Source organism: Aquirufa echingensis (genome assembly GCF_042714525.1).
Lineage (GTDB): Bacteria > Bacteroidota > Bacteroidia > Cytophagales > Spirosomataceae > Aquirufa > Aquirufa echingensis.
Genome location: NZ_JBBKYA010000005.1, coordinates 164,529 through 190,968 on the forward strand (window position 1 = coordinate 164,529; position 26,440 = coordinate 190,968).

Annotated in this window: 28 protein-coding genes; 17 read left to right on the forward strand and 11 right to left on the reverse strand. The window is 40.4% G+C overall.

Annotated elements, in window-relative coordinates:
* Positions 1–132 precede the first annotated feature (132 nt).
* The gene (locus SKC38_RS10920; protein ID WP_377977177.1) at positions 133–3,459 is read right to left on the reverse strand and encodes a TonB-dependent receptor; all 3,327 of its coding nucleotides are present in this window, start codon (positions 3,457–3,459) and stop codon (positions 133–135) included.
* Positions 3,460–3,716: 257 nt separating this feature from the next.
* Here SKC38_RS10920 and selD point away from each other — a divergent pair, with 257 nt between their 5' ends.
* The 6 genes from selD to purS are packed head-to-tail and all read left to right on the forward strand — an operon-like array spanning position 3,717 to position 7,855.
* Positions 3,717–4,763: a selenide, water dikinase SelD gene (gene selD / locus SKC38_RS10925; protein WP_377977178.1), complete on the forward strand. Its 1,047-nt coding sequence runs from the start codon at positions 3,717–3,719 to the stop codon at positions 4,761–4,763.
* Positions 4,763–5,524 carry an alpha/beta fold hydrolase gene (locus SKC38_RS10930; RefSeq protein ID WP_377977179.1) on the forward strand — a complete coding sequence of 254 codons (762 nt, stop codon included), beginning with the start codon at positions 4,763–4,765 and terminating at the stop codon, positions 5,522–5,524. The genes selD and SKC38_RS10930 overlap by 1 nt, the downstream gene beginning before the upstream one ends.
* On the forward strand, positions 5,521–6,222 hold the full coding sequence (locus SKC38_RS10935; protein WP_377977180.1) for an SAM-dependent methyltransferase: 702 nt from the start codon (positions 5,521–5,523) through the stop codon (positions 6,220–6,222). Before SKC38_RS10930 ends, SKC38_RS10935 begins: the two co-directional genes overlap by 4 nt.
* Before the next feature lie 30 nt (positions 6,223–6,252).
* Positions 6,253–6,894: an MBL fold metallo-hydrolase gene (locus SKC38_RS10940; RefSeq protein WP_377977181.1), complete on the forward strand. Its 642-nt coding sequence runs from the start codon at positions 6,253–6,255 to the stop codon at positions 6,892–6,894.
* Positions 6,891–7,607, forward strand: coding sequence for a CDP-diacylglycerol--serine O-phosphatidyltransferase (gene pssA / locus SKC38_RS10945; RefSeq protein WP_377977182.1), 717 nt, complete (start codon positions 6,891–6,893; stop codon positions 7,605–7,607). Before SKC38_RS10940 ends, pssA begins: the two co-directional genes overlap by 4 nt.
* Positions 7,604–7,855, forward strand: a complete 252-nt coding sequence (purS, locus tag SKC38_RS10950) for a phosphoribosylformylglycinamidine synthase subunit PurS (protein WP_377977183.1) — start codon at positions 7,604–7,606, stop codon at positions 7,853–7,855. The genes pssA and purS overlap by 4 nt, the downstream gene beginning before the upstream one ends.
* A 1-nt stretch (position 7,856) precedes the next feature.
* Here purS and SKC38_RS10955 read toward each other — a convergent pair whose 3' ends face one another.
* Complete coding sequence (locus tag SKC38_RS10955) at positions 7,857–8,213, reverse strand: CoA-binding protein (RefSeq protein ID WP_377977184.1); 357 nt, start codon at positions 8,211–8,213, stop codon at positions 7,857–7,859.
* A gap of 88 nt (positions 8,214–8,301) precedes the next feature.
* On the opposite strand from SKC38_RS10955, the gene SKC38_RS10960 reads away from it, so the two are divergent.
* Complete coding sequence (locus SKC38_RS10960) at positions 8,302–8,832, forward strand: NUMOD4 domain-containing protein (RefSeq protein ID WP_377977185.1); 531 nt, start codon at positions 8,302–8,304, stop codon at positions 8,830–8,832.
* Here the strand turns inward: SKC38_RS10960 and metF are convergent.
* Genes metF through kdsB form a run of 3 tightly spaced genes read right to left on the reverse strand, consistent with a single transcriptional unit; the run spans position 8,829 to position 14,352 of the window.
* Positions 8,829–9,782 (reverse strand): methylenetetrahydrofolate reductase [NAD(P)H], encoded by a 954-nt coding sequence (gene metF, locus SKC38_RS10965; protein ID WP_377977186.1) that lies wholly within the window; start codon positions 9,780–9,782, stop codon positions 8,829–8,831. The genes SKC38_RS10960 and metF overlap by 4 nt on opposite strands.
* 6 nt (positions 9,783–9,788) lie before the next feature.
* The gene (gene metH / locus SKC38_RS10970) at positions 9,789–13,550 is read right to left on the reverse strand and encodes a methionine synthase (protein WP_377977187.1); all 3,762 of its coding nucleotides are present in this window, start codon (positions 13,548–13,550) and stop codon (positions 9,789–9,791) included.
* 49 nt (positions 13,551–13,599) lie between these two features.
* Positions 13,600–14,352, reverse strand: coding sequence for a 3-deoxy-manno-octulosonate cytidylyltransferase (gene kdsB / locus SKC38_RS10975; protein ID WP_377977188.1), 753 nt, complete (start codon positions 14,350–14,352; stop codon positions 13,600–13,602).
* Positions 14,353–14,417: 65 nt separating this feature from the next.
* On the opposite strand from kdsB, the gene SKC38_RS10980 reads away from it, so the two are divergent.
* The 6 genes from SKC38_RS10980 to SKC38_RS11005 are packed head-to-tail and all read left to right on the forward strand — an operon-like array spanning position 14,418 to position 18,766.
* A complete protein-coding gene (locus SKC38_RS10980; RefSeq protein ID WP_377977189.1) occupies positions 14,418–15,164 on the forward strand; it encodes a hypothetical protein in 747 nt (248 codons plus the stop codon).
* The gene (locus SKC38_RS10985; RefSeq protein WP_377977190.1) at positions 15,151–16,008 is read left to right on the forward strand and encodes a septal ring lytic transglycosylase RlpA family protein; all 858 of its coding nucleotides are present in this window, start codon (positions 15,151–15,153) and stop codon (positions 16,006–16,008) included. Before SKC38_RS10980 ends, SKC38_RS10985 begins: the two co-directional genes overlap by 14 nt.
* Before the next feature lies 1 nt (position 16,009).
* Complete coding sequence (locus SKC38_RS10990; RefSeq protein ID WP_377977191.1) at positions 16,010–16,174, forward strand: hypothetical protein; 165 nt, start codon at positions 16,010–16,012, stop codon at positions 16,172–16,174.
* 3 nt (positions 16,175–16,177) lie between these two features.
* Positions 16,178–16,957: a TIGR02757 family protein gene (locus SKC38_RS10995; protein WP_377977192.1), complete on the forward strand. Its 780-nt coding sequence runs from the start codon at positions 16,178–16,180 to the stop codon at positions 16,955–16,957.
* Positions 16,948–17,844 (forward strand): aldose 1-epimerase, encoded by an 897-nt coding sequence (locus tag SKC38_RS11000; protein ID WP_377977193.1) that lies wholly within the window; start codon positions 16,948–16,950, stop codon positions 17,842–17,844. The genes SKC38_RS10995 and SKC38_RS11000 overlap by 10 nt, the downstream gene beginning before the upstream one ends.
* Positions 17,845–17,875: 31 nt before the next feature.
* On the forward strand, positions 17,876–18,766 hold the full coding sequence (locus SKC38_RS11005) for a DUF3078 domain-containing protein (RefSeq protein WP_377977194.1): 891 nt from the start codon (positions 17,876–17,878) through the stop codon (positions 18,764–18,766).
* Here the strand turns inward: SKC38_RS11005 and SKC38_RS11010 are convergent.
* Positions 18,755–19,654: a Ppx/GppA phosphatase family protein gene (locus SKC38_RS11010; protein ID WP_377977195.1), complete on the reverse strand. Its 900-nt coding sequence runs from the start codon at positions 19,652–19,654 to the stop codon at positions 18,755–18,757. The genes SKC38_RS11005 and SKC38_RS11010 overlap by 12 nt on opposite strands.
* Positions 19,651–19,947, reverse strand: a complete 297-nt coding sequence (locus tag SKC38_RS11015; protein ID WP_377977196.1) for a HesB/IscA family protein — start codon at positions 19,945–19,947, stop codon at positions 19,651–19,653. Before SKC38_RS11015 ends, SKC38_RS11010 begins: the two co-directional genes overlap by 4 nt.
* Before the next feature lie 129 nt (positions 19,948–20,076).
* Here SKC38_RS11015 and porX point away from each other — a divergent pair, with 129 nt between their 5' ends.
* Positions 20,077–21,642: a T9SS response regulator signal transducer PorX gene (gene porX / locus SKC38_RS11020; protein WP_377977197.1), complete on the forward strand. Its 1,566-nt coding sequence runs from the start codon at positions 20,077–20,079 to the stop codon at positions 21,640–21,642.
* 4 nt (positions 21,643–21,646) lie between these two features.
* Here the strand turns inward: porX and SKC38_RS11025 are convergent, their stop codons facing one another.
* Both SKC38_RS11025 and fsa read right to left on the reverse strand, forming a co-directional pair.
* A complete protein-coding gene (locus SKC38_RS11025) occupies positions 21,647–22,318 on the reverse strand; it encodes a cell division ATP-binding protein FtsE (protein WP_377977198.1) in 672 nt (223 codons plus the stop codon).
* Between the two features lie 10 nt (positions 22,319–22,328).
* Positions 22,329–22,985 carry a fructose-6-phosphate aldolase gene (gene fsa, locus SKC38_RS11030; protein ID WP_377977199.1) on the reverse strand — a complete coding sequence of 219 codons (657 nt, stop codon included), beginning with the start codon at positions 22,983–22,985 and terminating at the stop codon, positions 22,329–22,331.
* A 197-nt stretch (positions 22,986–23,182) separates the two neighbouring features.
* Here fsa and SKC38_RS11035 point away from each other — a divergent pair, with 197 nt between their 5' ends.
* From SKC38_RS11035 to SKC38_RS11045, 3 genes are read left to right on the forward strand one after another with little or no spacing between them, the layout of a single operon-like run.
* Positions 23,183–23,884 carry a tetratricopeptide repeat protein gene (locus SKC38_RS11035; RefSeq protein WP_377977200.1) on the forward strand — a complete coding sequence of 234 codons (702 nt, stop codon included), beginning with the start codon at positions 23,183–23,185 and terminating at the stop codon, positions 23,882–23,884.
* Positions 23,885–23,888: 4 nt separating this feature from the next.
* Positions 23,889–24,248, forward strand: coding sequence for a transmembrane 220 family protein (locus SKC38_RS11040; RefSeq protein WP_377977201.1), 360 nt, complete (start codon positions 23,889–23,891; stop codon positions 24,246–24,248).
* Position 24,249: 1 nt separating this feature from the next.
* Positions 24,250–25,170 (forward strand): sugar phosphate isomerase/epimerase family protein, encoded by a 921-nt coding sequence (locus SKC38_RS11045; RefSeq protein ID WP_377977202.1) that lies wholly within the window; start codon positions 24,250–24,252, stop codon positions 25,168–25,170.
* Here the strand turns inward: SKC38_RS11045 and SKC38_RS11050 are convergent.
* Both SKC38_RS11050 and SKC38_RS11055 read right to left on the reverse strand, forming a co-directional pair.
* The gene (locus SKC38_RS11050; protein WP_377977203.1) at positions 25,167–25,616 is read right to left on the reverse strand and encodes a DUF5004 domain-containing protein; all 450 of its coding nucleotides are present in this window, start codon (positions 25,614–25,616) and stop codon (positions 25,167–25,169) included. The genes SKC38_RS11045 and SKC38_RS11050 overlap by 4 nt on opposite strands.
* A 90-nt stretch (positions 25,617–25,706) precedes the next feature.
* Positions 25,707–26,438 carry an outer membrane lipoprotein-sorting protein gene (locus SKC38_RS11055; protein ID WP_377977204.1) on the reverse strand — a complete coding sequence of 244 codons (732 nt, stop codon included), beginning with the start codon at positions 26,436–26,438 and terminating at the stop codon, positions 25,707–25,709.
* Between the last annotated feature and the right edge of the window lie 2 nt (positions 26,439–26,440).

Here is a 26,440-nt window from a genome sequence, read left to right on the forward strand (position 1 = left end):
CAAACTTTGGCAATCCTGAAAGGTTTACCAAAGAAATAGACGCGAGGTATCGCGTCTCTACATAAATGAACTATTTACAAACAAAAAAGGCTGCTCTTTCGAGCAGCCTTTTTATTCCGATTTCAGAATATCCTAGTTGAAGATATAACGAACACCGAATTGTGCTTGCCAACGAGATCCAAGTCCAAAAGAACGTTGGAAAGAATCAGTTAATGGCGTAGTACCAGAACGGTAAGGGAATTGGAATACTGGTTTACCAGTAGCCGCATCATTACCTGTATAGCTCAACAAACCAGCACGTAATGTAGATTGGTTTAAGCCCCACTGTGGAGAAACGTAGTTACCGAAGTTAAATACATCCAAAGTCAATTGTAATGTATTTTTCTTTCCAGCAACATTGATGTAGAAATCTTGGATTACTTTGAAATCAAAGTTGGCAGCCCAAGGTAACTCAGCACCATTACGCTCAGCATATTGACCACGACGAGATGATAAATAAGCATCTTGAGAAATGTATTTATCTAAATCATTCCATTGTTGTGCAGCTGTATATGTACCCAAATCTTTCAACATGATTTCAGATTGTCCACGAGGGATGTAGATCAAGTCATTAGCTGTTTGGTTGTCACCATTCATATCACCTGAGTACGTGTAAGAGAAACGACCTGCTGGTGCTACTGAATAAGTAAAACCAAAAGTAGTCGCTGCTTTTTCATTCAAGTAATTCAATTTATATGAACCATACGCGTTGATACGGTGTGCTTGCATGTAAGATGAATAAGATGCTACGTTCTCATTTGGATCACCCGATACAACACGGTCTCTCCATTGAGATTGAGCGATTGAACCACCATCATTCACTGAACGAGAATCTGAGTTCGTATAAGCTAATGAAGCAAATAAACCATTTTCAAATGATTTAGAGATCGTTGCTGTTAATGCATAAGAATAACCTAAATCCGTATTCTTGATTACGATTGCATCAGAAATGTTAGGTGATGCTGTTGTATTGATACCATTCGCTGGCGCATTAACACCTTTTACGTTTCCGTAAATTTGGAAGTTTTTAGCAGAACCTGGTAAGCCATTAGCACCTAATGTATAGTAAATAACGCGGTTATCAGCTCCTACTGCCTTCACAGTTGAATTTGGTAAGTTTACGTTCTCTAAGTATACCGCATTGATATCTTTCGTGTAGATACCTTCTAATGAAACAATCCAACCATCTCCAAATTGCTTATCTACTGCCAAGTTTCCTCGGAACACTTGAGAGAATTTAAAGTTTTGATCAGTAACAGCTAAGTTATAAGCTGTAGGAGTCAATGTTGATGAGATCGCTGGACGATATGCATTAACATCTGCATTAAATGGACGGTTTGTAGGGTTAGCTAAATTTTCTGAACCAAACAATACACCATTGTTAGACAATTGGTTTGACAACCAAACGTAAGGAACACGACCAGAGAAGATACCTAAACCACCACGTACTTGCGTTGTCTTATCATCTTTCACATCCCAGTTGAATCCAAAACGAGGAGACCACAATAACGTAGTTTCAGGAAATTTGTTTGTAGCTAATTTAACACCATCACGGAAAGTTAAAGCTGGTACATACGGATTGTTGTACTTAGGCTCATCAAACGATGGGAATGATGTAGCATCTCCACGTAGACCAAATGTCAATTTCAAGCCTTTAGCAGCTGTAATTTCATCTTGACCATAGAAAGAGAATGTACTTCCTTTCATTTCAGCAAATGGGAATTCAGCATAGTTCGACCATTGTTGTTGGTAACGAGCTGGAATAACCGTCAAATCACCGCTTGCAGATTTGATAAAATCATCAACTGATTTGAATTGGTATCCACCATAGTAGTTTGGAGCAAAACCGTTTCTAAATGCGTTGCTTTCGTATGCGATACCGAATGTGTAAACATTCTTTCCTTTGTAGATTGTTAAGTTATCTGACAATTGGAAAATATCCGAATCCAAAATGTTATTCGCAGAGAATGGCTCATAACCGAATGATGTCAACTCATTTAAGTTATTGTTTCCGATATCTACTGTAGGAAATGGATTGTTGTTTACTGGCGATTGACGGAAGTCACGCATCGCTGTGTAACCAACAGTCAAGTTGTTCGAAATAGAATTCGAGAATGTAGAGTTCAACTCTGCAATGTATGAATCTAAGTTGTTGTTAATACGGTACAATGAACCTTGGAAAGGCAATACCGTAGCAGATGGAGCACGACCACCTGATAATGAACCTGAACTTGATGGAGAGATATCCGCATAAGAACGCAAGTAGTTATACTTGATGTTCAATTTATGCTTATCAGAAATATTCCAATCTAAACGAATGTTCGCTTTTTGAGAATATTTTTCTTTGTCATAGTTCTCGTAAGCACCTGGATCATAGTTGTACTTCGTCAACAAGAATTGCTTCAAACGATCTAAATCATCTGCCTTAGCAATAGATTGATTCGCAGCAGTAGAACCTGTACGAGTAGCTACGAAGTTAGAACCTGGATCTGTTTGAGCCTCTTGCTCAAATGAACCGAAAACAAACAATTTGTTTTTGATGATCGCACCACCCACACGTGCTCCAAATTGACCACGTTGGAATTTACCATATTGGTTTGTTACATCACCGATTTTATTTCCTACCAAACCTTCGTTTGTTCCGAAATAGTATCCAGAACCAGTCCAATTATTCGTACCTGATTTCGTAACAACGTTGATATTAGCACCCGTTGCCATACCTTGACGAACGTCATAAGGAGCAATTAATACTTGGAATTGGTCAATCGCATCCACTGAAATTGGAGATGCACCTGCTTGTCCACCGATAGTTGGTGATAATGCAAAAGCATTGTTAAAGAATGCTCCATCAACTGTAACGTTGTTATACAATGCATTACGTCCGGCAAAGTTCAAACCATTTGCACGTGGATCCAAACGAGCAAAATCACCTAATGAACGGTTCAACGTAGGCAATGTCGTAATTGAATTGTTAGAAACCGTTGTAGCAGCACCTGTACGACCTGAGTTAATCACAGATGAACGAGACGCAACAACTTTAACTTCTTCCAATTGAGATTGATTAACCTCTAACTTGAAATTTTGACGAAGCTCTGAAGCCAAAGTCAAAACAATACCCGATTGAACAGCCTCTTTGTAACCTACGAAAGTTACTGAAACTTTGTATGGGCCACCCACACGCATGTTTACGATGTTGTAACGACCGTCAGCACGTGTAGACGCACCATAACGTGAACCTGTAGGTTCGTGAACAGCAATTACCGTTGCTCCCGGTAAGCCTTCACCCTTTTCATCAACAACACTACCCGCTAACGCGGAAGTGGTAGAACCCTGTGCAAACACTTGCCCAATGGGTAATGCCATCAAAAGCATAAAAAATGCTCCTAATAACACAGATTGAGTAATAAATCTTCTCTGCATAAATTTGGAATTTAGTTATAATTGAAATTGAAGAATTAAGCCACAAAATAAACCTAAAAAATCAAATACTCCAAAAATACTCGAAAAGGATTTGACCCCATCTCCCCTTTAACCCTTTGATATTTAGTATTAAAGACATATTAAATTTACCTATTCGCATGATGCGACCCTAGATTAGTCCTAAAAACATTTTAAATTTAACAGAAAGATAATTTTTAACTATTTAAAGAATAATTTTGCCTAAGATTTATTCAAATATGCACAATAGCGAGGAACCCATTAAATTAACAGCCTTTTCACATGGAGCAGGTTGCGGATGTAAAATTTCACCGCAAATTTTAGACACCATCCTAAAATCAGATACACCCAAGAAACACCACCCACTCCTATTAGTAGGAAACGAAAGTAGAGACGATGCCGCTGTTTTCGACTGGCAGAATGGTGAAGCAGTGATTTCTACCACCGATTTTTTCATGCCAATCGTGGATGATCCGTTTGATTTTGGAAAAATTGCCGCTACAAATGCCATTTCAGATATTTATGCCATGGGTGGCACTCCCCTGTTAGCCATTGCGATTCTTGGTTGGCCTGTCGATAAATTAGCCCCCGAAATCGCAGCACAAGTATTAGAAGGCGGCCGAGCAGCTTGCGCAGAAGCGGGTATTCCTTTAGCTGGAGGTCATTCCATCGATTCCCCTGAACCTATTTTCGGATTAGCAGTCACGGGAAAAGTTAAAAAAGCCGAATTAAAACAAAACGATACAGCAACGAAAGGATGTAAACTCTATCTTACGAAACCTTTAGGCGTCGGGATTCTATCCACAGGCCAAAAGCGCGGAATCGTTAGCCCTGAAGATTTAGCGCGCGCGGTTAAACAAATGAGCACACTAAATTCTTTCGGGGAGAAACTCGGGCCATTAACTTATGTAAAGTCACTAACGGATGTGACTGGTTTTGGATTATTTGGCCATTTGGTGGAAATGGCGGATGGTTCTGGACTGAGTGCAAAAATTCAATTTGATACACTTCCCTTACTTCCTAATATACATAGCTATTTAGACCAAAAATGCTTTCCAGGTGGAACTTCGAGAAATTTGGCGAGCTACGGTCACCGACTAAGCGACGAGATCAACGAGCGCCAACGATTTATAGGTGCTGATCCGCAAACTTCAGGCGGCCTGTTAATTGCCATTGACGCTTCACATACATCTGAATTTGAAACTTTTGCCAGATCACAAGGCTTTGAATTAAGCCCGATTGGAGAATTGATTGAAGCACAAGAAAAAGCCATTTATTTAGCCTAATGAAACTATTTTCACGCACCGTTGGAACAACGGGTACACCGATCATCATCTTACATGGAATTTTTGGTACATCAGACAACTGGCTTGGCATTGCCAAAGCTTTTGCTGAAACCAACCGCGTTTTCTTGTTAGACCAGCGTAACCATGGTCAATCCCCCTGGTCGGAGGAATTTGACTACCAGGTCATGGCAGCCGATTTAATGGAGTTTATTGAAGATCATGCTTTAGAAAATCCCATCATCATCGGGCATTCCATGGGTGGAAAAACGGTTATGCAATTTGGTCTAAATTATCCTGGAATCGCGCAAAAAATCATCGTAGTGGATATTGCTCCTAAATTTTACCCAGTACACCATACACAAATTTTGGCTGGATTAAATTCAGTAGACCTGCAAGCAATTCAATCGAGAAATGATGCCAATGATCATATGAAGCGCTTCGAGGAAAATGAAGGGGTTCGCCAATTTTTACTCAAGAACTTATATCGAAATGCCGAGGGCCAATTTGCTTGGCGCATCAACTTAGCTGTCATTACCAAAAACATCGATGTGGTAGGACATGAATTGTTCGTTAAAAATGCATGCGAAACAACCACCTATTTTATTAAAGGAGGGAATTCGCATTATATTCAACCAGAGGATGAACGCTACATTGCGGAGATTTTCCCCAACTTTGAATTAATCGAAATACCGAATGCAGGCCATTGGGTTCAAGCAGATCAACCGGAAGCTTTCGTTCAAGCATTAAAAGAGATTCTATGAAATTAGTGCTCATCCCTTGCCCCATTGCAGAACAAACAGCTGCACAAGTGCTCCCTGAGGAAGTTCGTCAAGCCGTATTTCATTGCAAGCATTTTCTAGTTGAAAACGTCCGTACGGCCCGCAGGTTTATTAGCGAATTAAAACTAGGCATTCAGATCGATGAGCTAACGTTTGAAATATTAGATAAGGATACCGACAGAAAAACGGTTTCTGACTTTTTCAACAAATACAATTCCGTTGATTACATCGGTGTCATTTCGGAAGCAGGTTGCCCAGGTGTAGCAGATCCCGGTGCCTTAGCCGTAGCCATCGCACAGGAAAAGGGCATCGAAGTTCTACCTCTGGTTGGCCCCTCTTCTATCTTACTCGCATTAATGGCATCTGGCTTTTCGGGCCAAATGTTTCGCTTTCATGGCTATTTACCCATCGATCGCGCAGCTAGAATACGAAGAATCGAAATACTACAAAAAGATGTGGAGAAATTGGGTGAAACCCAACTCTTCATCGAAACGCCATACCGTAATAATGCGATGTTAGAGGATTTAATCCAACAATTACCTGGAAATCAATTATTAGCAATAGGGTGTAATATTCAAGATTCAACAGGATTTACACAAACGAAAACCTTGAAACAGTGGTCGGAGGAAAAGCCTGATCTACACAAAAAACCCTGCATCTTTCTATTGGGACGCTCATAAAATTCGTAATTTGCACCAAAATATTTTTTCGTGATTCATCAAAAATCCTTTACCTGCAATCCTTTCCAAGAGAACTCCTATTTGGTGTGGGATGATGCCGGAATGGGTGTTATCATTGACCCAGGTTGCTATACCTATGATGAACGAAAAGAATTGCATGATTTCATCGAATCAAAAGGAATTAAGCTTCAATATATCTTAAACACACACGCACACATTGACCACCTGCTGGGTGTTGCTTACTTCCAACAAACCTACCAGATTCCATTTTGCCTACATCCTTTAGACAAACCCTTGTTGGAGGATGCATCGAATCGTGCACAAGTCTATGGATTCCCCCATTTCCAAATGGCCGAAGTAGACCGTTGGTTTATCAATGATGAACAAATCCAAATAGGCGAAATGAACTTCATGGTTCTATTTGTCCCTGGTCACGCACCTGGGCATGTTGCCTTTTATGAAGCATCCATGGGATGGGTATTTGGTGGAGATGTATTGTTCAAACGAAGTATTGGTCGGACAGATTTCCCTTTGTGCAATCACGCAGACCTAGTAAATAGCATCAGAACACAACTATATACCTTGCCTGGAGAAACTGTGGTATTTCCGGGTCATGGTCCTTCTACACGTATCGAAGAAGAAAAAACAGCTAATCCATTTGTCAAAGCATGAAAAAGGAAATCCCTAATTTATTAACCTTAGGAAATCTCTTAGCAGGTTGCATGGGTTTGTATTTTGTCATGCAAGGCAATTTGTTGTTTGCATCGTATTGCATTTTCATTTCCTTGATCTGTGATTTTCTAGACGGTTTTCTTGCTCGATTATTACATGCCTATTCTGAATTAGGCAAGGAGCTAGATTCCTTGGCCGACATGGTTTCTTTTGGCGTCCTACCCAGCTTTATGCTATACAATTTAGTGGAGCAAAGCTGTGGTGCCCAATGCACAGTGGGTCCACTCGGATTCTACAAGCCGTTTATGGTATTTTCATTGGCATTAATGTCGGCTTATCGATTAGCCAAATTCAACATTGACACTAGACAAACCGACTCGTTTATTGGAGTACCTACACCGGCAAACGGACTACTTGTTGCGTCACTGCCACTCATTTTACATTTCCAACCCGAATACTCGGCCTACATTTTACATTACAAAGGCCTTTTGATCTACAGCATTTTGATGAGTTATCTGTTGGTATCTGAGTTACCTCTGATGGCTTTTAAATTCAAGACTTGGAGTTGGGCCGACAATCAAAGTCGATACTTATTCTTAATTTATTGCGTTGCTATGCTAGTAATGTTTAAATTTGCAGCTTTCCCTGTTTTGGTGATATCCTATATTGCTTTATCAGGTATTCTTTCGTTAAATAAATCCTTTCAAAAATGAAATTCATCGCCGAAATCAATGTAATGCCACAAAAAGAAATTCTTGACCCACAAGGAAAAGCAGTTCGTATAGGCTTACAAAACTTAAATATCACGCAAGTAGCTGATGTTCGTATCGGAAAGCACATCACTTTGCAATTAGAAGCAGCAACTGAAGCGGCGGCGAATGAAATTGTAACAGAGGCTTGTAAGAAATTATTGGCAAACCTTATTATGGAAGAATTCGAATTTACGCTAACAGCGATCTAAATCAGAATTGGCCTGTATGCAGCATCACAAGCGTGCAGGCCTCTTCTACATCAATACCCAATTTACTCATTTCAGTCATCAAAGTCGGGTTTTCTGTACCCGGATTAAAGATTACGCGCTTGGGGCTTAATTGACGAATATAGGCCAACAAATCTTGTTGGTGCGCTGGCCCCACGTACAAAGTCACTGTATCAATTGCAGGAATGATCGGTTGATTTTGTTGAATCGAAATCCCAGCAACCTCCCCTTTTTTTATCCCAACCAAAAACACTTCATGCCCTTTCTCCAACAATAAGTTTGTTGCGATATAGGCATATCGAGCTGGATTTGTGGAAGCACCGTAAACTAAGACGCGCATATTATCAGTTTATTGGTACAATATTAATAAAATATCTCGCGTTTTTAGCGTAGCTTGACACGCAATAACAACCACTAATCTATATCAAATGCTACCTCCATCTCCCTGGACGGAAAAATGGGCGTTTATTAAACTGCCTATTCCGACCGATCAAACCTATCAAATTTCAAATTTTGGAAGAATCCGAAACCGGAATCAAAAAATCCTGCAAGGGTCGAGTATACAAGGATATCGAACGCTGAATATCCGAATTGGCTCCGAACATGTTAATTTTTACATACATAAACTAGTGGCATTACATTTCGTGAGCCTTAAATCCACAGAAAATCAATTTGTCATCCACAAGGACTACGATAAATTGAATAATATAGCTGAGAACCTGCAATGGGTGACGCGCGCGGAACTAACGGAGCATAATAAGCGAAATCCGGCAAATATAAACAAACGTAAGCCGCTTACCGGGCGCCACTACAAACTCAACCCAGGAAAAGTTAAAATCATTAAGCAGATGTTACTTTCTGGAAAAAGTCGGCCCAAAATGATTGCCAAGCAATTCGGCATAACCTCAACCCAGGTAACGCGCATCAAAAAAGGTGAAAACTGGAAACATGTTAGCTAGAACAATTTCGATGCAATGGCATGCACACTGTCCGACTTACTCATCGTATAGAAATGCAAGGCTGGAACTCCCGCTTGTATTAATTCTTTGCCTTGTTGAACCGCCCATTCAATGCCAACTTGCTTAATTGCTGCATTGTTAGCACATTTTTTTGCCTCAGTGGCCAAAGCCTCAGGCATCTCTAAATGGAATATTTCAGGTAAAATATCCAATTGACGTGCTGTTGCTAAAGGCTTTAAACCAGGGATAATGGGCACTTGGATATCCATGGCCCGACATTTATCTACAAAATCAAAGTAATGTTGATTGTTGAAGAACATTTGTGTCACAATGTAATCAGCTCCCGCATCTACTTTTTGTTTCAGATAGCGCATGTCTTCTTCCAACGAAACTGCCTCGAAATGCTTTTCAGGATAGGCCGCAACCCCAATACAGAAATTGGTCGGCAAAGACTCTGTCTCTTCATGCAATAAAATCCCTTGATTCATGGCATGAACCTGCGCCACCAATTCATTTGCATAGGCATGACCACCTGGCTTAGGAATAAAACGCTCTTCCCCTTTTTCCTGATCTCCACGAAGCACTAATGCATTTTCAATTCCCAAGTAATGTAAATCGATTAGGAAATCTTCAGTTTCTTCTTTGGTAAAACCACCACAAATAACATGTGGAACCGCCTCAACCTTAAATTTCTGCATAATAGCTGCACAAATTCCGAGTGTACCCGGACGCTTGCGAATCGGGATACGTTTCAATATTCCATCCATCATTTTCTCGATGTATTCCTCCCGATGATAAGTCACCTCAATAAATGGAGGATTAAACTCCATCAAAGGCTCAATGTGCGAAACAAGCTCACCCAAATGTTGGCCTTTCATCGGTGGAATAATCTCGATTGAAAAGAGGGTTTTGCCCTTTGCCGCTGCTAAATATTCGGTAATTTTTGTCATGTAATCTTAAACATCATAGGTTAAAACGGGACTCAACCACCGCTCAATCTCCTCTATAGGCATTCCTTTACGAGCAGCATAATCCAAGACTTGGTCTTTGGCAATTTTACCTAAACCAAAATACGTACTTTCCGGATGAGAGAAATAGAAACCGGATACCGAAGAAGCTGGGTGCATCGCATAACTTTCCGTCAATTCAATCCCTAATTGCTTTTCAGCGCCCAACAATTCAAATAAGCGTTTCTTTTCCGTATGATCTGGACAAGCCGGATAACCGGGTGCCGGACGAATCCCTTGGTATTTCTCCGAAATCATTTCCTCATTCGAGAGGTTTTCTTCTGCCGCATATGCCCAAAACTCCTTACGAACGCGCGCATGCAACAATTCAGCAAATGCTTCCGCTAAACGATCCGCCAAGGCCTTCACCATAATCGAATTATAATCATCATGCTGCTTCTCAAAGCGTTCCAACAACACTTCAATGCCCACGCCCGTTGTAACAGCAAAAGCTCCTACATAATCCGTCTCGCCACTTTGTAAAGGAGCCACAAAATCACTCAAACAACGGTTTGGAAGACTTGCCGACTTCTGACCTTGTTGGCGTAAATGATGTAACCAAGCACTAGAATCCGATGTTTCATCCTTACGAATGACATCATATTCGATATGCGTATGAACACCATGTTTGTCACATGGAACTTCTTTAACTTTTTCAACGATATCATGCAAAACGATATCATCCCCAAAACTATTCGCTGGGAAAAAGCCTAAAGCGGCTTTAGCTGTCAATAATTTATTGTCAATAATTTCCTTCAATAAGGTTTGCGCATCATTGAATAATTTTCTTGCTTCTTGACCGATGGTCTCATTTTCGAAAATGCGAGGGTATTTGCCCGACAATTGCCAAGTGGAGAAGAACGGAGTCCAATCGATATACTTCGCGATTTCGGCTAAATCATAATCTTGGAAATATTTCACACCTAAGAAGCTTGGCTTAGAGGCTTTGAACCCAGTCCAATCGATCCCAGATGGCTTTTGACGCGCTTGTTCAATCGACAAATAGTTTTTCTCTTGTTGGCGTGCTGCATGCGAAACCCTCAATTCCGCATATTCCTGCTTAATCTCGTTGAAGATTTCTTGCGAAGTCAAATCACTTTGCAATAATCGGCCAGCTACAGGTACCGAACGAGAAGCATCCAACACGTGAATAACCGGTCCACTGTAATGTGGATCAATTTTCACTGCAGTATGGATACGTGAAGTCGTAGCGCCACCAATCAACAAAGGCACTTTGAACCCTTGACGTTCCATTTCTTTGGCAACATAAACCATCTCATCTAAAGATGGCGTAATCAAGCCCGATAATCCAATGATATCAACATTGTGTTCTTTCGCTGCGGCCAAAATTTTCTCGCAAGAAACCATCACACCGATGTCAATAACCTCATAATTATTACAAGCTAAAACAACACCAACGATGTTTTTACCAATATCATGAACATCCCCTTTAACCGTAGCTAAAAGGATTTTACCCGCAGAAGAACTCTCGCCTCCTTGCTTTTCCGCTTCAATAAAAGGCAATAAATAAGCAACGGCCTTTTTCATGACACGCGCCGATTTTACCACTTGAGGCAAGAACATTTTCCCTTCACCAAACAAGTCACCCACAACGTTCATACCATCCATTAACGGACCTTCAATCACCTGAATGGGACGCTCAACTAATTGGCGCGCTTCCTCCACATCTTCATCAATAAATTCAGTTAAACCTTTGATTAAAGCATGTTCCAAACGCTTGTTCACAGGCAATGAACGCCATGCATCATCAACGACAGCTTCTTTGCCAACTGACTTAACTGTCTCAGCAAAATTCACCAACTTCTCCGTTGCCTCGGCATTGCGATTCAACAAAACATCCTCGCACAAATCACGAAGCGGTTGTTCGATTTGATCATAAACGCCTAATTGGCTTGCATTCACGATACCCATATCCATACCCGCTTTGATTGCGTGATATAAAAAGACGGTATGCATCGCCTCTCGAACCGGTTCATTACCGCGGAAAGAGAAGGAAATATTTGAAACTCCACCCGATACTTTGGCTAGTGGAAGGTTGTCTTTAATCCATTTCGTTGCTTTGATAAAATCATTGGCATAATTATTATGCTCATCGATTCCCGTGGCAACTGTTAAAATATTGGGGTCGAAAATAATGTCTTCTGCAGGGAAACCTACTTCATCCACCAAAATCCGATACGCTCTTTCACAAATTTCGATGCGACGCTCATAAGAATCTGCCTGACCAGCTTCGTCAAATGCCATGACCACAACCGAGGCACCGTATTGTTTCACTTTATTAGCTAATTCAATAAATCGGGCCTCACCTTCCTTCAGGGAAATGGAATTAACCACCGATTTACCTTGCACACATTTCAACCCAGCTTCGATTACCTCCCATTTAGAGGAGTCAATCATGATCGGTAAACGTGCGATATCAGGCTCTGCCATCAACAAATTCAAGAATTGTGGCATCATTTTCACGCCATCAATCATCCCCTCATCCATGTTAATGTCCAAAATTTGTGCACCTCCATCTACTTGCTCCCGAGCAACAGCAATAGCTTCTTCGAAATTCTCTTCACGTATCAATCGTGCAAATTTCTTGGAACCCGTTACGTTGCAACGCTCACCTACATTGACAAAATTGGTCAATGCGGTAATTTCCAAAGGCTCTAAACCTGAAAGCTTTTGATTATGACCACTAACAGGCAATTGATGCGGTGCATATTTAGCTGCCACTTCGGCAATTGCTCGAATGTGCGCAGGCGTCGTTCCACAACATCCACCAATAATATTGACAAAACCATTTTGTAAAAAGTCCTCAATCACCACAGCCATTTGTTCAGGGCTCTGATCGTATTCCCCCATTTCATTCGGCAGACCTGCATTCGGGTGAGCAGAAACGTAAAATGGTGATTTATCGTTTAAAGTCTTGACATAAGGACGCATTAAATCCGCTCCAAGCGCACAGTTTAAGCCCACTGACATCAATGGCATGTGCGAAATAGAAGTCAAAAATGCTTCCGTCGTTTGGCCTGAAAGCGTCCGACCTGAAGCATCTGTGATGGTTCCTGAAACCATGACAGACAAATAAGGTTTACTCGGGTTTGTTTTGAAAAACTCATCAATAGCAAAAAGCGCTGCTTTGGCGTTAAGCGTATCAAAAACGGTTTCGACCAATAAAACATCAGCTCCACCGTCGACTAATCCACGCACTTGCTCCGTATATGCTTCTACTAATTCATCAAAGGTAACGGCACGATAACCCGGATCATTCACATCCGGCGATAACGAAAGTGTACGGTTGGTTGGTCCAATAGATCCCGCCACGTAACGCGGCTTATGAGGCGTTTTAGCCGTAAATTCATCGGCAACCTCACGTGCAATTTTCGCAGATTCGTAATTTAATTCATAGACCAAATCCTCCATGTGGTAATCTGCCATCGCGATAGAAGTACCCGAAAAAGTATTCGTCTCCGCGATATCAGCACCCGCTTCAAAATATTTGGCATGAATTTCCTTGATAACATCTGGACGGGTAATGGAAAGCAAATCATTATTGCCCTTTACCTCATGTGGAAAATCCTTGAATCGATCACCGCGATAATCGGCATCTGATAACTTATATTCTTGAATCAATGAACCCATTGCGCCATCCAGGACTAAAATCCGTTGGCGTAATTGTTCGTATATAGATGGCTTCTGCATAATCCTGCAAATATACCACAAATGGCTTAAAATCTGAGCCGAAATCCCCTTAAAGTAGACCCATTTTTTTGATTTTTTCTAAATCATCCGGAGTATCAATTCCCATGGTTTCGAATTGCGTTTCGATCGTTTGAATTGTATATCCATTTTCAAGCCAACGTAATTGTTCCAGGGATTCAGCTAATTCCAAAGGGCTAGGTTTCAAATGACTTAATTCAATTAATACATCAGCACGATAGGCGTACAAACCGATATGTTTGAAAAATCGGTGGTTCGAAAGCCAGTCTTGCTCAGCAATACCACGTAGATGAGGGATGGTTTGTCGGGAAAAATACAAAGCCTCTCCTTTTTGATTAATTACAACCTTTGGCGTATTGACCGAGAAAAGCGTATCAACATCCATAATATGCTTAATGAGTGTCAAAATAGGCGCATTCGTTTTAAAACCAACAGCTAGTTCTTTTAATTGCGCGGGCTCAATAAAGGGTTCATCTCCTTGAATATTCACGACATAATCGATGGCATCGCCGAGTTTACTAAGGACTTCGGCACAACGATCCGTACCCGAAACATGATCCGCGCGCGTCATAATTACTTCAGCGCCAAAAGCTTCTGCAGTATTTTTAATTTGAAAATCGTCGGTTGCAATCACCACACGATGCCAACCATGAACCGCCATAACGCGTTCGTAGGTGCGCTGAATCATAGGTTTGCCACCTAAATCAACCAAGGGTTTACCAGGAAAACGTGTGGAGGCGAAACGAGCGGGAATAATGGCAATTACTTTCTTGTCGTGCATCATTTTATGATATAAGTGACGAAATTTTCCCAAATTTGCACATAATTGACGAAGATGCTTTCTGAATTATGCGAAAAATATTCAATCACCTTTTTACAGATACGATTTGGAGCTTGGGTTACTGGGGAACAGTAACCGAACCGCAGGTATGGATTGAAACGCGTCAACAGGAGCAAATCCAAGCATTCACGTTAAATCTTCATACGCTCGACCTGGTAAAAATCCCGCAAGCAAACGAACAAAGCAAGCCCTTACAGTGGTTGGCCGGCCTCACCGACGGAGGTGTATTTTTAAAGCTCCGACAAGGCAAAAACCCGGGAATAGAAGGATTGGAGGCTTATGATTTCCCCAGTGGAAAATTACGCTATTCGATACCACTCAAGCAATGGACTTCAATTGAAAACCAACATTTGCTCACGTATCAAGGAATTATTGATTTAGCATCTGGAAAAATAATGGGTCAGATTACAAGGTCACAAACAGAATCAAAGCTCCAGATTCAGTCGCCGATGCATTTCGAGGAAAGCCAAGCCGAATTCCAATCTTTCGCGACCCTATTTAATCAAAAATTTGAGGAAAAAATCGGAAAAGGAATTGATTATTGGGAAGGCTCCGATAAGCTGATATTTTCTTATTATATTTACGAGAACGCTTGGAAAAATAAGCTAAGAATTTGTGATTACGAATTCAATACGCTGTTTTTAGAGACCTTAGCCGAAGGCGATTTAATGGGCTATCATACCTTCCAATGCGTTCAAAATACGCTATTTTTCATCAAAGATAAACGTGAACTTTTCATCTATGCAGATTTATAAAATACGTTATACAGTCCTCTTTTTCATGCTTTTAGGTGCATTCAAAGGCATGAGCAACAGCCTTGATTCCTTGGGACTCAAAAAGGAAAACAATAAAACCTATTTGGTGTATAAAATAGGGGCTAAACAAAGCCTTTTTAGCGTATTGAAGCGCTTCAATCTTTCATTAACCGAGTTCAAACAGGTAAATCCTGAGATCGAAATACCGGTTAATTCGGGGGAATTGGTATTTATTCCATTACACTACTTGGACGAGAGCACGAACACCTTAGGTAATGTGGCTAAACCTATTGAAAAGCCATCAGCTCCCGTCGAGCCCGCTAAAAATAATGGCATTCATATCGTAACGGCGAAACAAAGCCTTTTGACTGTGGCGAATCTGTACAAGGTCACCATGGCTGAAATTCGTAAGTGGAATAATTTAACGAGCGACGTATTGAAGGAAGGCCAACGGCTAATCATAGCCGCTCCAGCTGCAACAACGCCAATCGATAAATCAGCACTACTTCCTGCCAAAGGAAGCGAAGAGACAAAAGCGCCCACAGCTGTGGCTGAACAAACAGATGCCAATGGCATGCGCAAAACGATTGAAACAGGCATGGCTGAATTAATCGATGTGCCAGACAATTCTGGCAAATATTTAGCCTTACATAAATCAGCACCTATTGGGACTTTGGTATTAGTTAAAAATTTAGCCAATGGACAAAGTATCTGGGTTAAGGTAATTGGGCGTCTACCGAATACCGATAGCAAATTGATCATCAAATTATCACCTAAAGCATTTGAGCGATTAAATGCTGTGGACAAACGTATTCGTGCGGAAATCAGCTATTTAGTACAATAAGATGGCGAAACGTAAAAGACCTATCACGGCAGGAACAATCGCATTTGAGGTATTATTCATCCTCTCTTATCCGTTTATTGCCGCTTTCTCTTTGGTCATAACGGTAGCCGTTTGGGTATTATCACTGCCTTCTCGAGTTTTAGCGTTCTTTGGTAATCGAAAATAAGCCATGGAAGCGCATGTGATTAAATTACTGGACGAGAAATTCCATTTTTTCAATCATGTGCGTTTCATTGAGCATGATCCGATTCAAATCCCGCATTTATTTACCAAGAAACAAGACATCGAAATCATGGGATTTTGGGTGTCGATGCTGGCTTGGGGCCAAAGGAAAACCATAATTTCCAAAGCGCATGAATTAATTAACTTTATGGATGGAGCACCCCATGAATTCATTTTACATCATCAAGAAAGTGACTTAAAACGCTTTGACACGTTCAAACATCGAACCTTCAACGCTACCGATGCCTTATATTTTATCTCATTTTTCCAAAGGCATTACCAGACACATAACAGTTTAGAGGATGCATTTGCAGGCCCTAATCAATCGGATGAACCAAGCGTTGAACAAGCGATTAATCGCTTTTATGAACGCTTTTTCGATGATGAATTTGCGCCTGTTCGAACACAAAAGCATATCGCATCCCCGGCTAAGAATTCAGCATGCAAACGCATCAACATGTTTTTACGTTGGATGGTCCGGAAAGACGATGCGGGTGTTGATTTTGGCATTTGGCATAAAATTCAGCCACACCAATTAGTGTGCCCTTTAGATGTACATGCCTTACGAACGGCGGAAAGTTTGCAATTGATTCAACCGGGGCCAACGAATTGGAAAAAAGCATTGGAACTAACAGATACCTTGCGAGCTTTAGATCCGCGAGATCCAGTCAAATATGATTTTGCCCTCTATGGCATGGGCATTGAAGAAAAAACAATATGGAAATAGTACGCATTCAAAGTCCGGACCAATCCGCTTTTTTTGAGCTCATTCCCGCTTATGGTGGCATGTTGACGCAATTAAATTGGAATGGAAATGTCATCGACATACCCTTTTCAGATCAGTTCGCCAACAACGAAAACCCGTACCATCCCAGTGCTTTATTGAGCCCTTGGGTAAACCGTGTGAGGAACGGGAATTATTCCTTTGAAGGAAGAAATTATCAATTACCAATCAATGAGCCTAATTTAGGCAATGCGATTCATGGGCTTTTGGCACGAAAACCCTTTGAAATAAGCCAGGAAAATTCAAAGGCAACTTTAAGCTATCTATATAATGCGGAAGAAAAAGCTTACCCCTTCCCTTTTGAGATGCAATTAATCTATTCGTTTACCGAAGAGAATATATTCCAAATGCGCTTTACTGCAAAAAATACAGGAGAAGGCAATATGCCTTTTGCATGCGGTTGGCATCCATATTTTAGGCTGACGGAAGGGAATCTCGCCGACTGGAGCATTCGATTTGATTCCTTGAGCAAATTCCATTCCGATAGCCAAATGATTCCTTTGCGCGAGGAAAACTATGATGCGAGTGCAGGAGTGAATTTAGGCGAAGAAGTATTAGACAACGTATTTCGTTTGAAATCCAAAGATAAACATATCACCCAATTGTATAATAAGTCGAAAAAGGAATCGTTGTACTTCGAACAATCCAGTATCGACTTCCCTTTTTTAGTTGTTTTTGCACCTGAAAATTCAAACTGTGTGGCAATAGAACCGATGTCGGCAAATACCGACGCGTTCAATACCGGAGACGGTTTACGCATATTGGCACCCGGAGAGTGCTTTGATTCGACAGTGAAAATTTGGCATGTAAAAGCCGACAAAGCAGATTAATTAGGCAAAACCTTTTTGTACATTTGTGTTTATGATTCAACGATTCTTATTCTTGGTCTTGTTATGTTTGAGCATGTTTACGGCAAAAGCCGAGGTGCTTGCGGATAGCTTGGCGAGCAAATGGAAAAAGGATTTTAATACTGGGATTAACATCAATCAATCGAGCTTTTCTGACAACTGGAAAGGTGGTGGTACAAATACCTTTGCCATTGGTTGGTTTTTAAATCATTCAGCCAAAGTCGTTAATAACAATTGGCGTTTAAACAGTGATTTAAACTTACAAGTAGGTTTTCTTCAAAACAGAACCCAAAGTCTTCGAAAGAATGTTGACCGGATATTTTATGAGTTTAAAGCCGGTTATCGCATTAGTCCCAAATGGGATTTTTATGGGTCGACCAACTTTTCATCTCAGTTTTTTCAAGGTTTTGAGTATGGTAAGAAGAATGCAGCCGGCATACCCGTTGATTCTTTGGTTTCCAATATCTTTGCTCCTGCATATCTTACATCTTCGATGGGTTTCGAATTCCATCCTGACAAGTCATTCTATACACGAATAGGTGTGGGTAGTTTACGCCAAACTTTCGTATTTGATGATCGGATTTCCAATGCTGGATTATTTGGTTTGGAGAAACCCGGCGACAATATTCGTAATCAGTTCGTATTTCAATACTTGATGAACATCGAGAAAGACATCTTTCAAAATATCAACATGAAAGCGCGATATTCGGCGCTAATCGATTATTTCCGCATGGGGTATTCGAATGGTGTTGTGCATCGTTTGGATGCGAATTTTACGATGAAAGTCAATAAATATGTCAGCACGAATTTACAAGCGGTGCTGTTCAAAGATTATGACCAAGATCCTAATTGGCAATTCTCCCAGATCCTTTCGATGGGCGTATTGTATCGATTAGCTGATTGATCTTTTCCGTTGTTGCATCCGTTCGTGCAACATTTGAATAATACCATCCTTCAATCCCAAATCTGGAACAAAGATTGTTTGACATCCCGCTAATTCCATGGCAGTCAAATAGATAGAAGCCGCAGGCACAATGACATCCGCACGGTCTGTGTTCAAGCGCAATTTATTCACGCGCTCTTCATAGGAATAGGAACTAATAAAGTCGGAAATCCGCTGCAACTCCTGAATATCCATGGTCTTATCCTCGCCCACTTGCGTAGATAGATTGTATAACTTACTAATATTTCCTCCGGTTCCGACGGCGTGAACAGGACCTCTCAACGATTCCATTTGAAGTGAAATCCATTTCTTCATTTTATCCCAATCACCTTCTTTTTCTTTCCCTTCTAATAAACGAACAGAGCCAATCTTGAAGGATTTCGAGGCAAATTTCTCTTGATTGCGGTAAAAATTCAACTCGGTTGAACCTCCACCCACATCGATATGCAAATAATTCTTTTTCGGGTTTAAGGACTTCACAACCACATCATTGATTAACTCGGCTTCACGAGCGCCATCAATGATTTGAATTTTCATATCCAAAATCTTGTGAATACGTGTAACAAGTTCAGCCGAATTGGAAGCCTCCCGCATCGCAGAAGTTGCGCAAATGGCATAATCCTGCACTTCGTGCAAATCCATCAATAATTTATAAGCATGCAATAATTTAAACACGCGGACTTCTGATTCCGGCGTGATAGCTCCTTGACTAAATACATCATGTCCTAAACGAAGGGCAAAACGTACATATTCAACGCGTTTAAAACTCATCATCCCGTCATTTTCCAGGACACTAGAAATCTGTAAACGAGCAGCATTCGAACCGATATCTATGGCAGCAAACTTCATATAACGGGGCTTGGTTTGTGTAAATAAAATCCATTGGCACTCGGCTCAAAGCTTATTTCCGTACCTAAAACAAATAACAATTGCCGCTTGTCGATGACGACAGGAATATCTTGAATCAGGTATTCCTCATCGAATTCTGTTTTTTGATCAAATCCCAAAACATAGGTTCCCCCACAAGTTCCGCCACGCATCCCGACACGCAAAAACGGTTCGGGCATCTTACCTTGTTGGACGAGCGCCACGAGATTTTCGTATGCCGTTTGAGAGAAAGAAATCGGAGAATTATTTGACATACATGCAATGATAGCCTGCACAAATTTAGTTAAATTTAACCTGCCATAAAGCTTTTTGACATTAACATTTTTTAAGGATTTAAAGGCAATAAAAACCTAATGATTCGTTTAGGTGATAAAAACTAACATATGAATTATTCCATTCTCTGGGCGGACGACGAAATTGATTTATTAACACCCTATATTTTATTTTTAGAAAGCAAAGGTTATCAAGTAACGGCTGTCAATTCTGGGGCTGACGCCTTGGACCTTGTTCATAAACAAAAATTCGACGTCTTATTTTTAGATGAAAACATGCCTGGAATGACAGGGCTAGAGGTCTTAATTGCGATTAAGCAAATTCGTCCGAATCTTCCGGTTATCATGATTACAAAATCGGAAGAAGAAGAATTGATGGAAGATGCTATCGGATCTAAAATTGCCGACTACCTCATTAAACCACTGAATCCAAATCAATTACTATTGTCCGTTAAGCGTATTTTTGACAAAAAACGTTTGGAAGAGGAGAAGACGAATTTAAGTTACCAACAAGAATTTCGGGAACTTTCCATGCGTTATCAAGATGATTTAAACGCGGCAGAATGGGCTGAAATCTATAAAAAGCTAACCTATTGGGAGCTGGAAATCGATCAGACAGAGAATAAATCGATGTCGGAGGTACTCATCAACCAAAAATCAGAAGCCAACGTCCATTTCAGTAAATTCATCGAGAATTCGTATGAATCTTGGTTACAGAAACCCAATAGCGACACGCCAATTTTAAGCCATTTGATGATGCGTAAACATGTTTTTCCGCGCCTTCAAGATAAGTCTCCGCTCTTCTTTATTTTGGTAGACAATTTACGTTATGACCAATGGAAAACCTTGGAATTATTTATCCAAGATTATTTCCAAGTGGAAGATGAAAAGACCTATTATTCCATTTTACCTACCACAACGGCTTATGCGCGAAACTCAATATTTGCAGGCATGATGCCGATGGAGATTCAAAAAAATTACCCCGACAAATGGGTGTTTGATTTAGGGGATTCGGAAGATGAGGAAGGTTATAATCAACATGAGGAGTTCTACTTAAATGAGCAATTAAAGCGCCTAAGAATCGACGCAAAGGCATCTTATCATAAAATTGTTCATCAATACCAGGGGAAACAGTTAGTTGATAATTTCAATAAATTATTGACCAACCAGTTGAATGTCGTTGTCTATAATTTTGTGGACATGCTTTCCCATGCAAGGACGGATATGGCCATGATTAAGGAATTAGCACCCGATGAATCCGCATATCGTAGCCTAACGGCGAGTTGGTTCCAGCACTCCCCCTTATTCGATTTCTTGAAGCGCATCGCAGAGAAAAAAGGGCGTGTAATCATCACTACAGACCATGGCATGATTCGCGTACAAAACCCGATTAAAATCATTGGAGATCGCAATACAAACACGAATTTACGCTACAAACAAGGGAAAAATTTAAATTGGGATGCCTCAAGTAAGATGATGGTCTGCCGAAAGCCTGAGCAATTATTCTTGCCGAAACCCAATGTTTCTACTTCGTATGTATTTACGAAAGAAGATTACATGTTTGCCTATCCGAACAATTACAATCAATATGTCAACCACTACCGTAATACCTTCCAGCATGGCGGTATTTCGCTAGAGGAATGTATTATTCCAGTAACCTATTTGACAGGAAAATAAGAGATTAAAGAGAGCTTATCGGCACGATATGCCCACCTTCGCATTTCAAGATTTTTCCTGGAACACGTTCGATGGTGTGGTAATCGTGGCTAGCCATGATGATCGAAGTCCCTTGTTGGGTCAATTGCTTAAATAATTGCATGATTTCCATCGAAACCTCCGGATCTAAATGCCCAGTAGGCTCATCTGCAAGAATTAACAACGGATTATTCAACAAAGCACGAGCAATCGCGATGCGTTGCTGCTCTCCGCCGGACAATTTATGTACGCGTTTGTGTATGGCATTGGACATACCTACCTGCTCCAAAACAGCTTCGATACGAGTTTTGATTTCAGCCTTATCTGTATGTCCTGTTGCTTCTAATACAAAAGCCAAATTCCGCTCAACATTGCGGTCGGTTAACAACTGAAAGTCTTGGAATACAAATCCTAATTTGCGACGTAGATACGGAATATCTTGATTTTTAATCGTCACCAAATCATAGCCAGCAACTTGAGCAGAGCCCGCATCAATGGCTAATTCACCGAAAATAGCTTTGAAAAAGGTACTTTTTCCTGACCCCGATTTACCAATCAAATAATAAAATTCACCTGCCTCAACTGTTAACGATATATCTGTTAAAGTAGGAACTCCTTCCTGCGAGATATGAACATTTTCAAAAGTCAATACAGACATAAAAATTAAATTATTGGTTAGACTTGGCGTGATCAGCTAAGAAAGTTGCTAAACCACTATCCGTTAATGGGTGTTTTAATAAGGCTAACATCGCAGACAATGGGCCTGTCATTACATCAGCGCCAATCTCAGCACATTTGATAATGTGAATTGGATGACGAACAGATGCAGCTAAAATTTGAGTTTCGAACTCGTAATTATCGTAAATCACACGAATTTGATCGATCAAATCCATGCCATCAAATGAAATATCATCTAAACGGCCAATGAAAGGAGAAACATAAGTTGCTCCCGCTTTAGCAGCTAAAAGCGCTTGCCCAGCTGAGAAAACCAACGTACAATTGGTTTTAATCCCACGATTTGAAAAATATTTCAATGCCTTGATACCATCTTTAATCATTGGTATCTTCACAACAATCTTGTCGTCCAATTCAGCTAACTCCTCCCCTTCACGGATCATGCCTTCGTAATCTGTGGCAATTACTTCCGCAGAAACATCCCCATCAACTAAGTCACAAATAGCTTTATAATGACGTAAAACATTATCTTTTCCACTAATGCCTTCTTTGGCCATTAAAGAGGGATTGGTTGTTACACCATCCAAAACGCCTAAATCTTGTGCTTCTTTGATATGGGCTAAATTCGCCGTGTCGATAAAAAATTTCATATGGGGAGGTTTATAAAAGGCAAAAAAAAATGGCAAATTCACCGCTACAACCAACCTACCTTTGCTTCTTTCACGACCTGGAGGATTCAGCGGGAGCTGGTAATTTGCCGATGCAAATATGGCAAAATCTGCGCTTTTTTCAAAATATATGCCAATAATTTCCGAATACCCCTTAACTTTAATTTCAAATTAAAAATATGCGAATTCTTTCCTTTTTCTGCCTTTCCTTATTGCTACTTGCTTGCTCTTCAGATGCTGATTCTTGGCTACAAGAAGCGAAGAGTCGTTTACAAAAAGGAGAGACAGTATCTGCCAAAGAAGCAATTAAGAAAGCATTGGAGAAAAATCCTGGATTAGCAGAAGCTTATAATTTGCAAGGTGTTATCGCTTTTCAAGAGAAAAGTTGGGATGAAGCAAGAACCAACTACCAGAAAGCCATTGAATTAAAACCATCCCTATACTCGGCGCAAATGAACTTAGGTGCACTTGAAATGGAACAAGGTATTTGGGCTAAAGCATTAGCTCCTACCGAAGCAGCTATCAAATTACAACCTGATTCAAGCGCAGCTTATTTACAACATGGTATTGTACAAGCAGCCCTGGGTAAACCGGATGCCGCCATTGCCGACTTCACCTTGAGTATCTCAAAAAACGCTAAAGAGATCAATGCCTTGTACAACCGAGGAAATATTTATTTCCAACAAGAAAAATATGCATTGGCCAATCAAGATTTTGAAGCAAGTGTGCAAATTGACCCCAATTTTGGAAAAGGGTTTTATGCGATGGGCTTGAGTTATTATAAAGTTAACGAGAAAGAAAAAGCTTGTTTTGCTTTGCAACAAGCACAAAAATTAAAATATCCTGGAGCCAAGGAGGCCGTAACTAACCTGTGTAACTAAACTTATGAAAACGAAAAAAGCCATCTCATTTTTGGGAATCCTCTTTTCCATAACTTTTCTTTTATTTACGTATTGGCAGTTTAATGACCCTGACCCCATTTTATGGGTTCCTATTTATGGGGTTGCCACGTATGTATCATTCCAGGCATTCCGAGGAATGGTCAATAAAGAATTAACCCTAGTTTTATTTGTCCTAAGTACATTTGCAGGCATCCAATTATGGGTTGAAATGACTGCTTGGGAAGGATTTATGACAGATGGCTTGGCAATGAAAACAATGAATCAAGAATTAGCTAGAGAGGCAGTTGGCCTCTGGATTGCTTCATTTTCATTTGCCTTGTATTACCTTTTAGAAAAAAAATAAGATGCTTGAATTAGGTTTTGCTTCAGCGATTTTACCCAATTTGTCTTTGGAACAGGTGTTGGATTTTGCTCATCGCGCGCGCTTTTCGTGTGTAGAAGTGATGTGCTGGCCTTCACAAAACAGCGATACCCGTCGCTATGCAGGTGTAAGTCACATTGCCGTGGACCAATTAGATTCCTTGGGCTTATTGAATTTAAAAACCTATTTAAAGCAACACCCCGTAAAGATATCTGCGTTGGGTTATTATCCGAATCCCATGGACCCCAATGAGGAGCAGGCACAGTTTTACCGCGAACATATCAAAAAGATTATTCGCGCAGCTGCAGTACTCGAAATACCTGTGGTTAACACGTTTATTGGAAGAGATTTTACCAAAAGTGTCGCCTACAACATGGACAAATTCAAGGAAGTTTGGCCAGAAATTATTGCCTTAGCAGACACATTAAACATCAAAATAGGCATTGAAAACTGCCCCATGTTTTTCACAGATGATGAGTGGCCAGGAGGCAAAAACTTGGCAACTACGCCTAAAATTTGGGATCAACTCTTTAGCATTATTCCTTCGACGAATTTTGGACTTAACTATGATCCTTCACACATGGTTTGGCAACAGATGGATTATTTATACCCCATCTATCACTATGCGGAAAAGTTACATCACATTCATTTAAAGGATGTCAAGGTCTATCCAGAGAAATTAGACCGCGTAGGAATCATGGCGAATCCATTGGAATACCATTCCCCAAAATTACCGGGTTTAGGCGATATTCACTGGGGAAAATTCATCAGCGCCTTGCATGATATTAGATACCGTGGACCTATCGTGATTGAAGTGGAAGATAAAGCCTTTGAAGGCTCAGATGACGATGTACAAAAGGCCATCTACATGGCAAGAAATCACATCAACACATTTTTACCTTAAGGAACTGGAACCATTCTGACAGAAGCATCTACATACGTCGACTTGTATGTACGCGTTCCAGAAAAAGTAAATTCAGATTTTATGAGGGTTTCAATATTACCTATTCCATCCAATACAAAGTAATTGGTATCCGAGATTTGCAATTGAGTGTCATTATTAATTAACTTCCATTTACCGGATGCGGAGTTATTTCCGGTATTATCAATTGCAATACACGTACCATCCGACTTGAATGTCAAACGCACTTTGGACATATCATATTGCGATCCTTCTGCGGTTCTACCGCGTTGGTAAACCGTCCCATTTAAATAACCACTAGCTATTACTTCTTGAATCTGCCAAGTGGTACTCAACAATATTTCTGTTTTTGTTTGGGGATTTAAACTAGTATCTGATTGACAGGAAAACAAAAAACTCAAACAAAACAGGATATACAGGTATCTCATAAGCGGTTTATTAAACGGCAAAATTACGAATTTTTAACAATAAAAAAGGGGGACTTTTTAGCCCCCCGAAATTGTTAAAACGCAAAAAACTTATTTAGTTGGCTTTGCGAAAATATTCACATCAATATTCGGATTGAGTTCAATGGAAACAGTATCTACTGTCATCATTCCACCCATGGGACTCGCTGTTTCCATCGTGTATGGAAAATACAATCCATCTACAGCCTTGTAATTTGAAAAGTTAACTTCCGTGTCAACTTCTTGTCCATTGGCTTTTAATTTGCCTGTCACTTTTACGATAAAATACGTTGAAGCTGACACATAAACTTGCGATTCTTCACCACTTGCCTTGCTTACCTTCAACAAGTAAACATCAGCACCATCTAACTTTTCTTTGCTTACTAAATCAATTTTTGCCCCATCTTTCAGCGCGTTGATTAACGTTGATCCAATATTTTTCTGCGATGCAGCTAATTTCACTTGATCCCCTGGCATTTGCTCAGGCTCACCCGTGCCGCCCATCATGGCAGGTCGCATCATCCATCCCGTTTCACCATTAATCGCAGTGATAATTTTATTACCCATTACTTCTACCTCTGTACGAAAACCTTTACCGACCAGAATCGATGTTTTACTTTCAATATCCATCCCCTGAACACTGAATTTATTTTTCATCACCAAACTTTTAACTGAAGTCCATTTTTCAGGACTTCCCATGGCAGCTTGATGCTTACTCAAAACTTCTTCTGTGGATTGTGCTTTTAAGATGATAGTGCTGCATAAAAGCAAGCCTAACATGAATGCGTTACGTATGTTTTTCATAA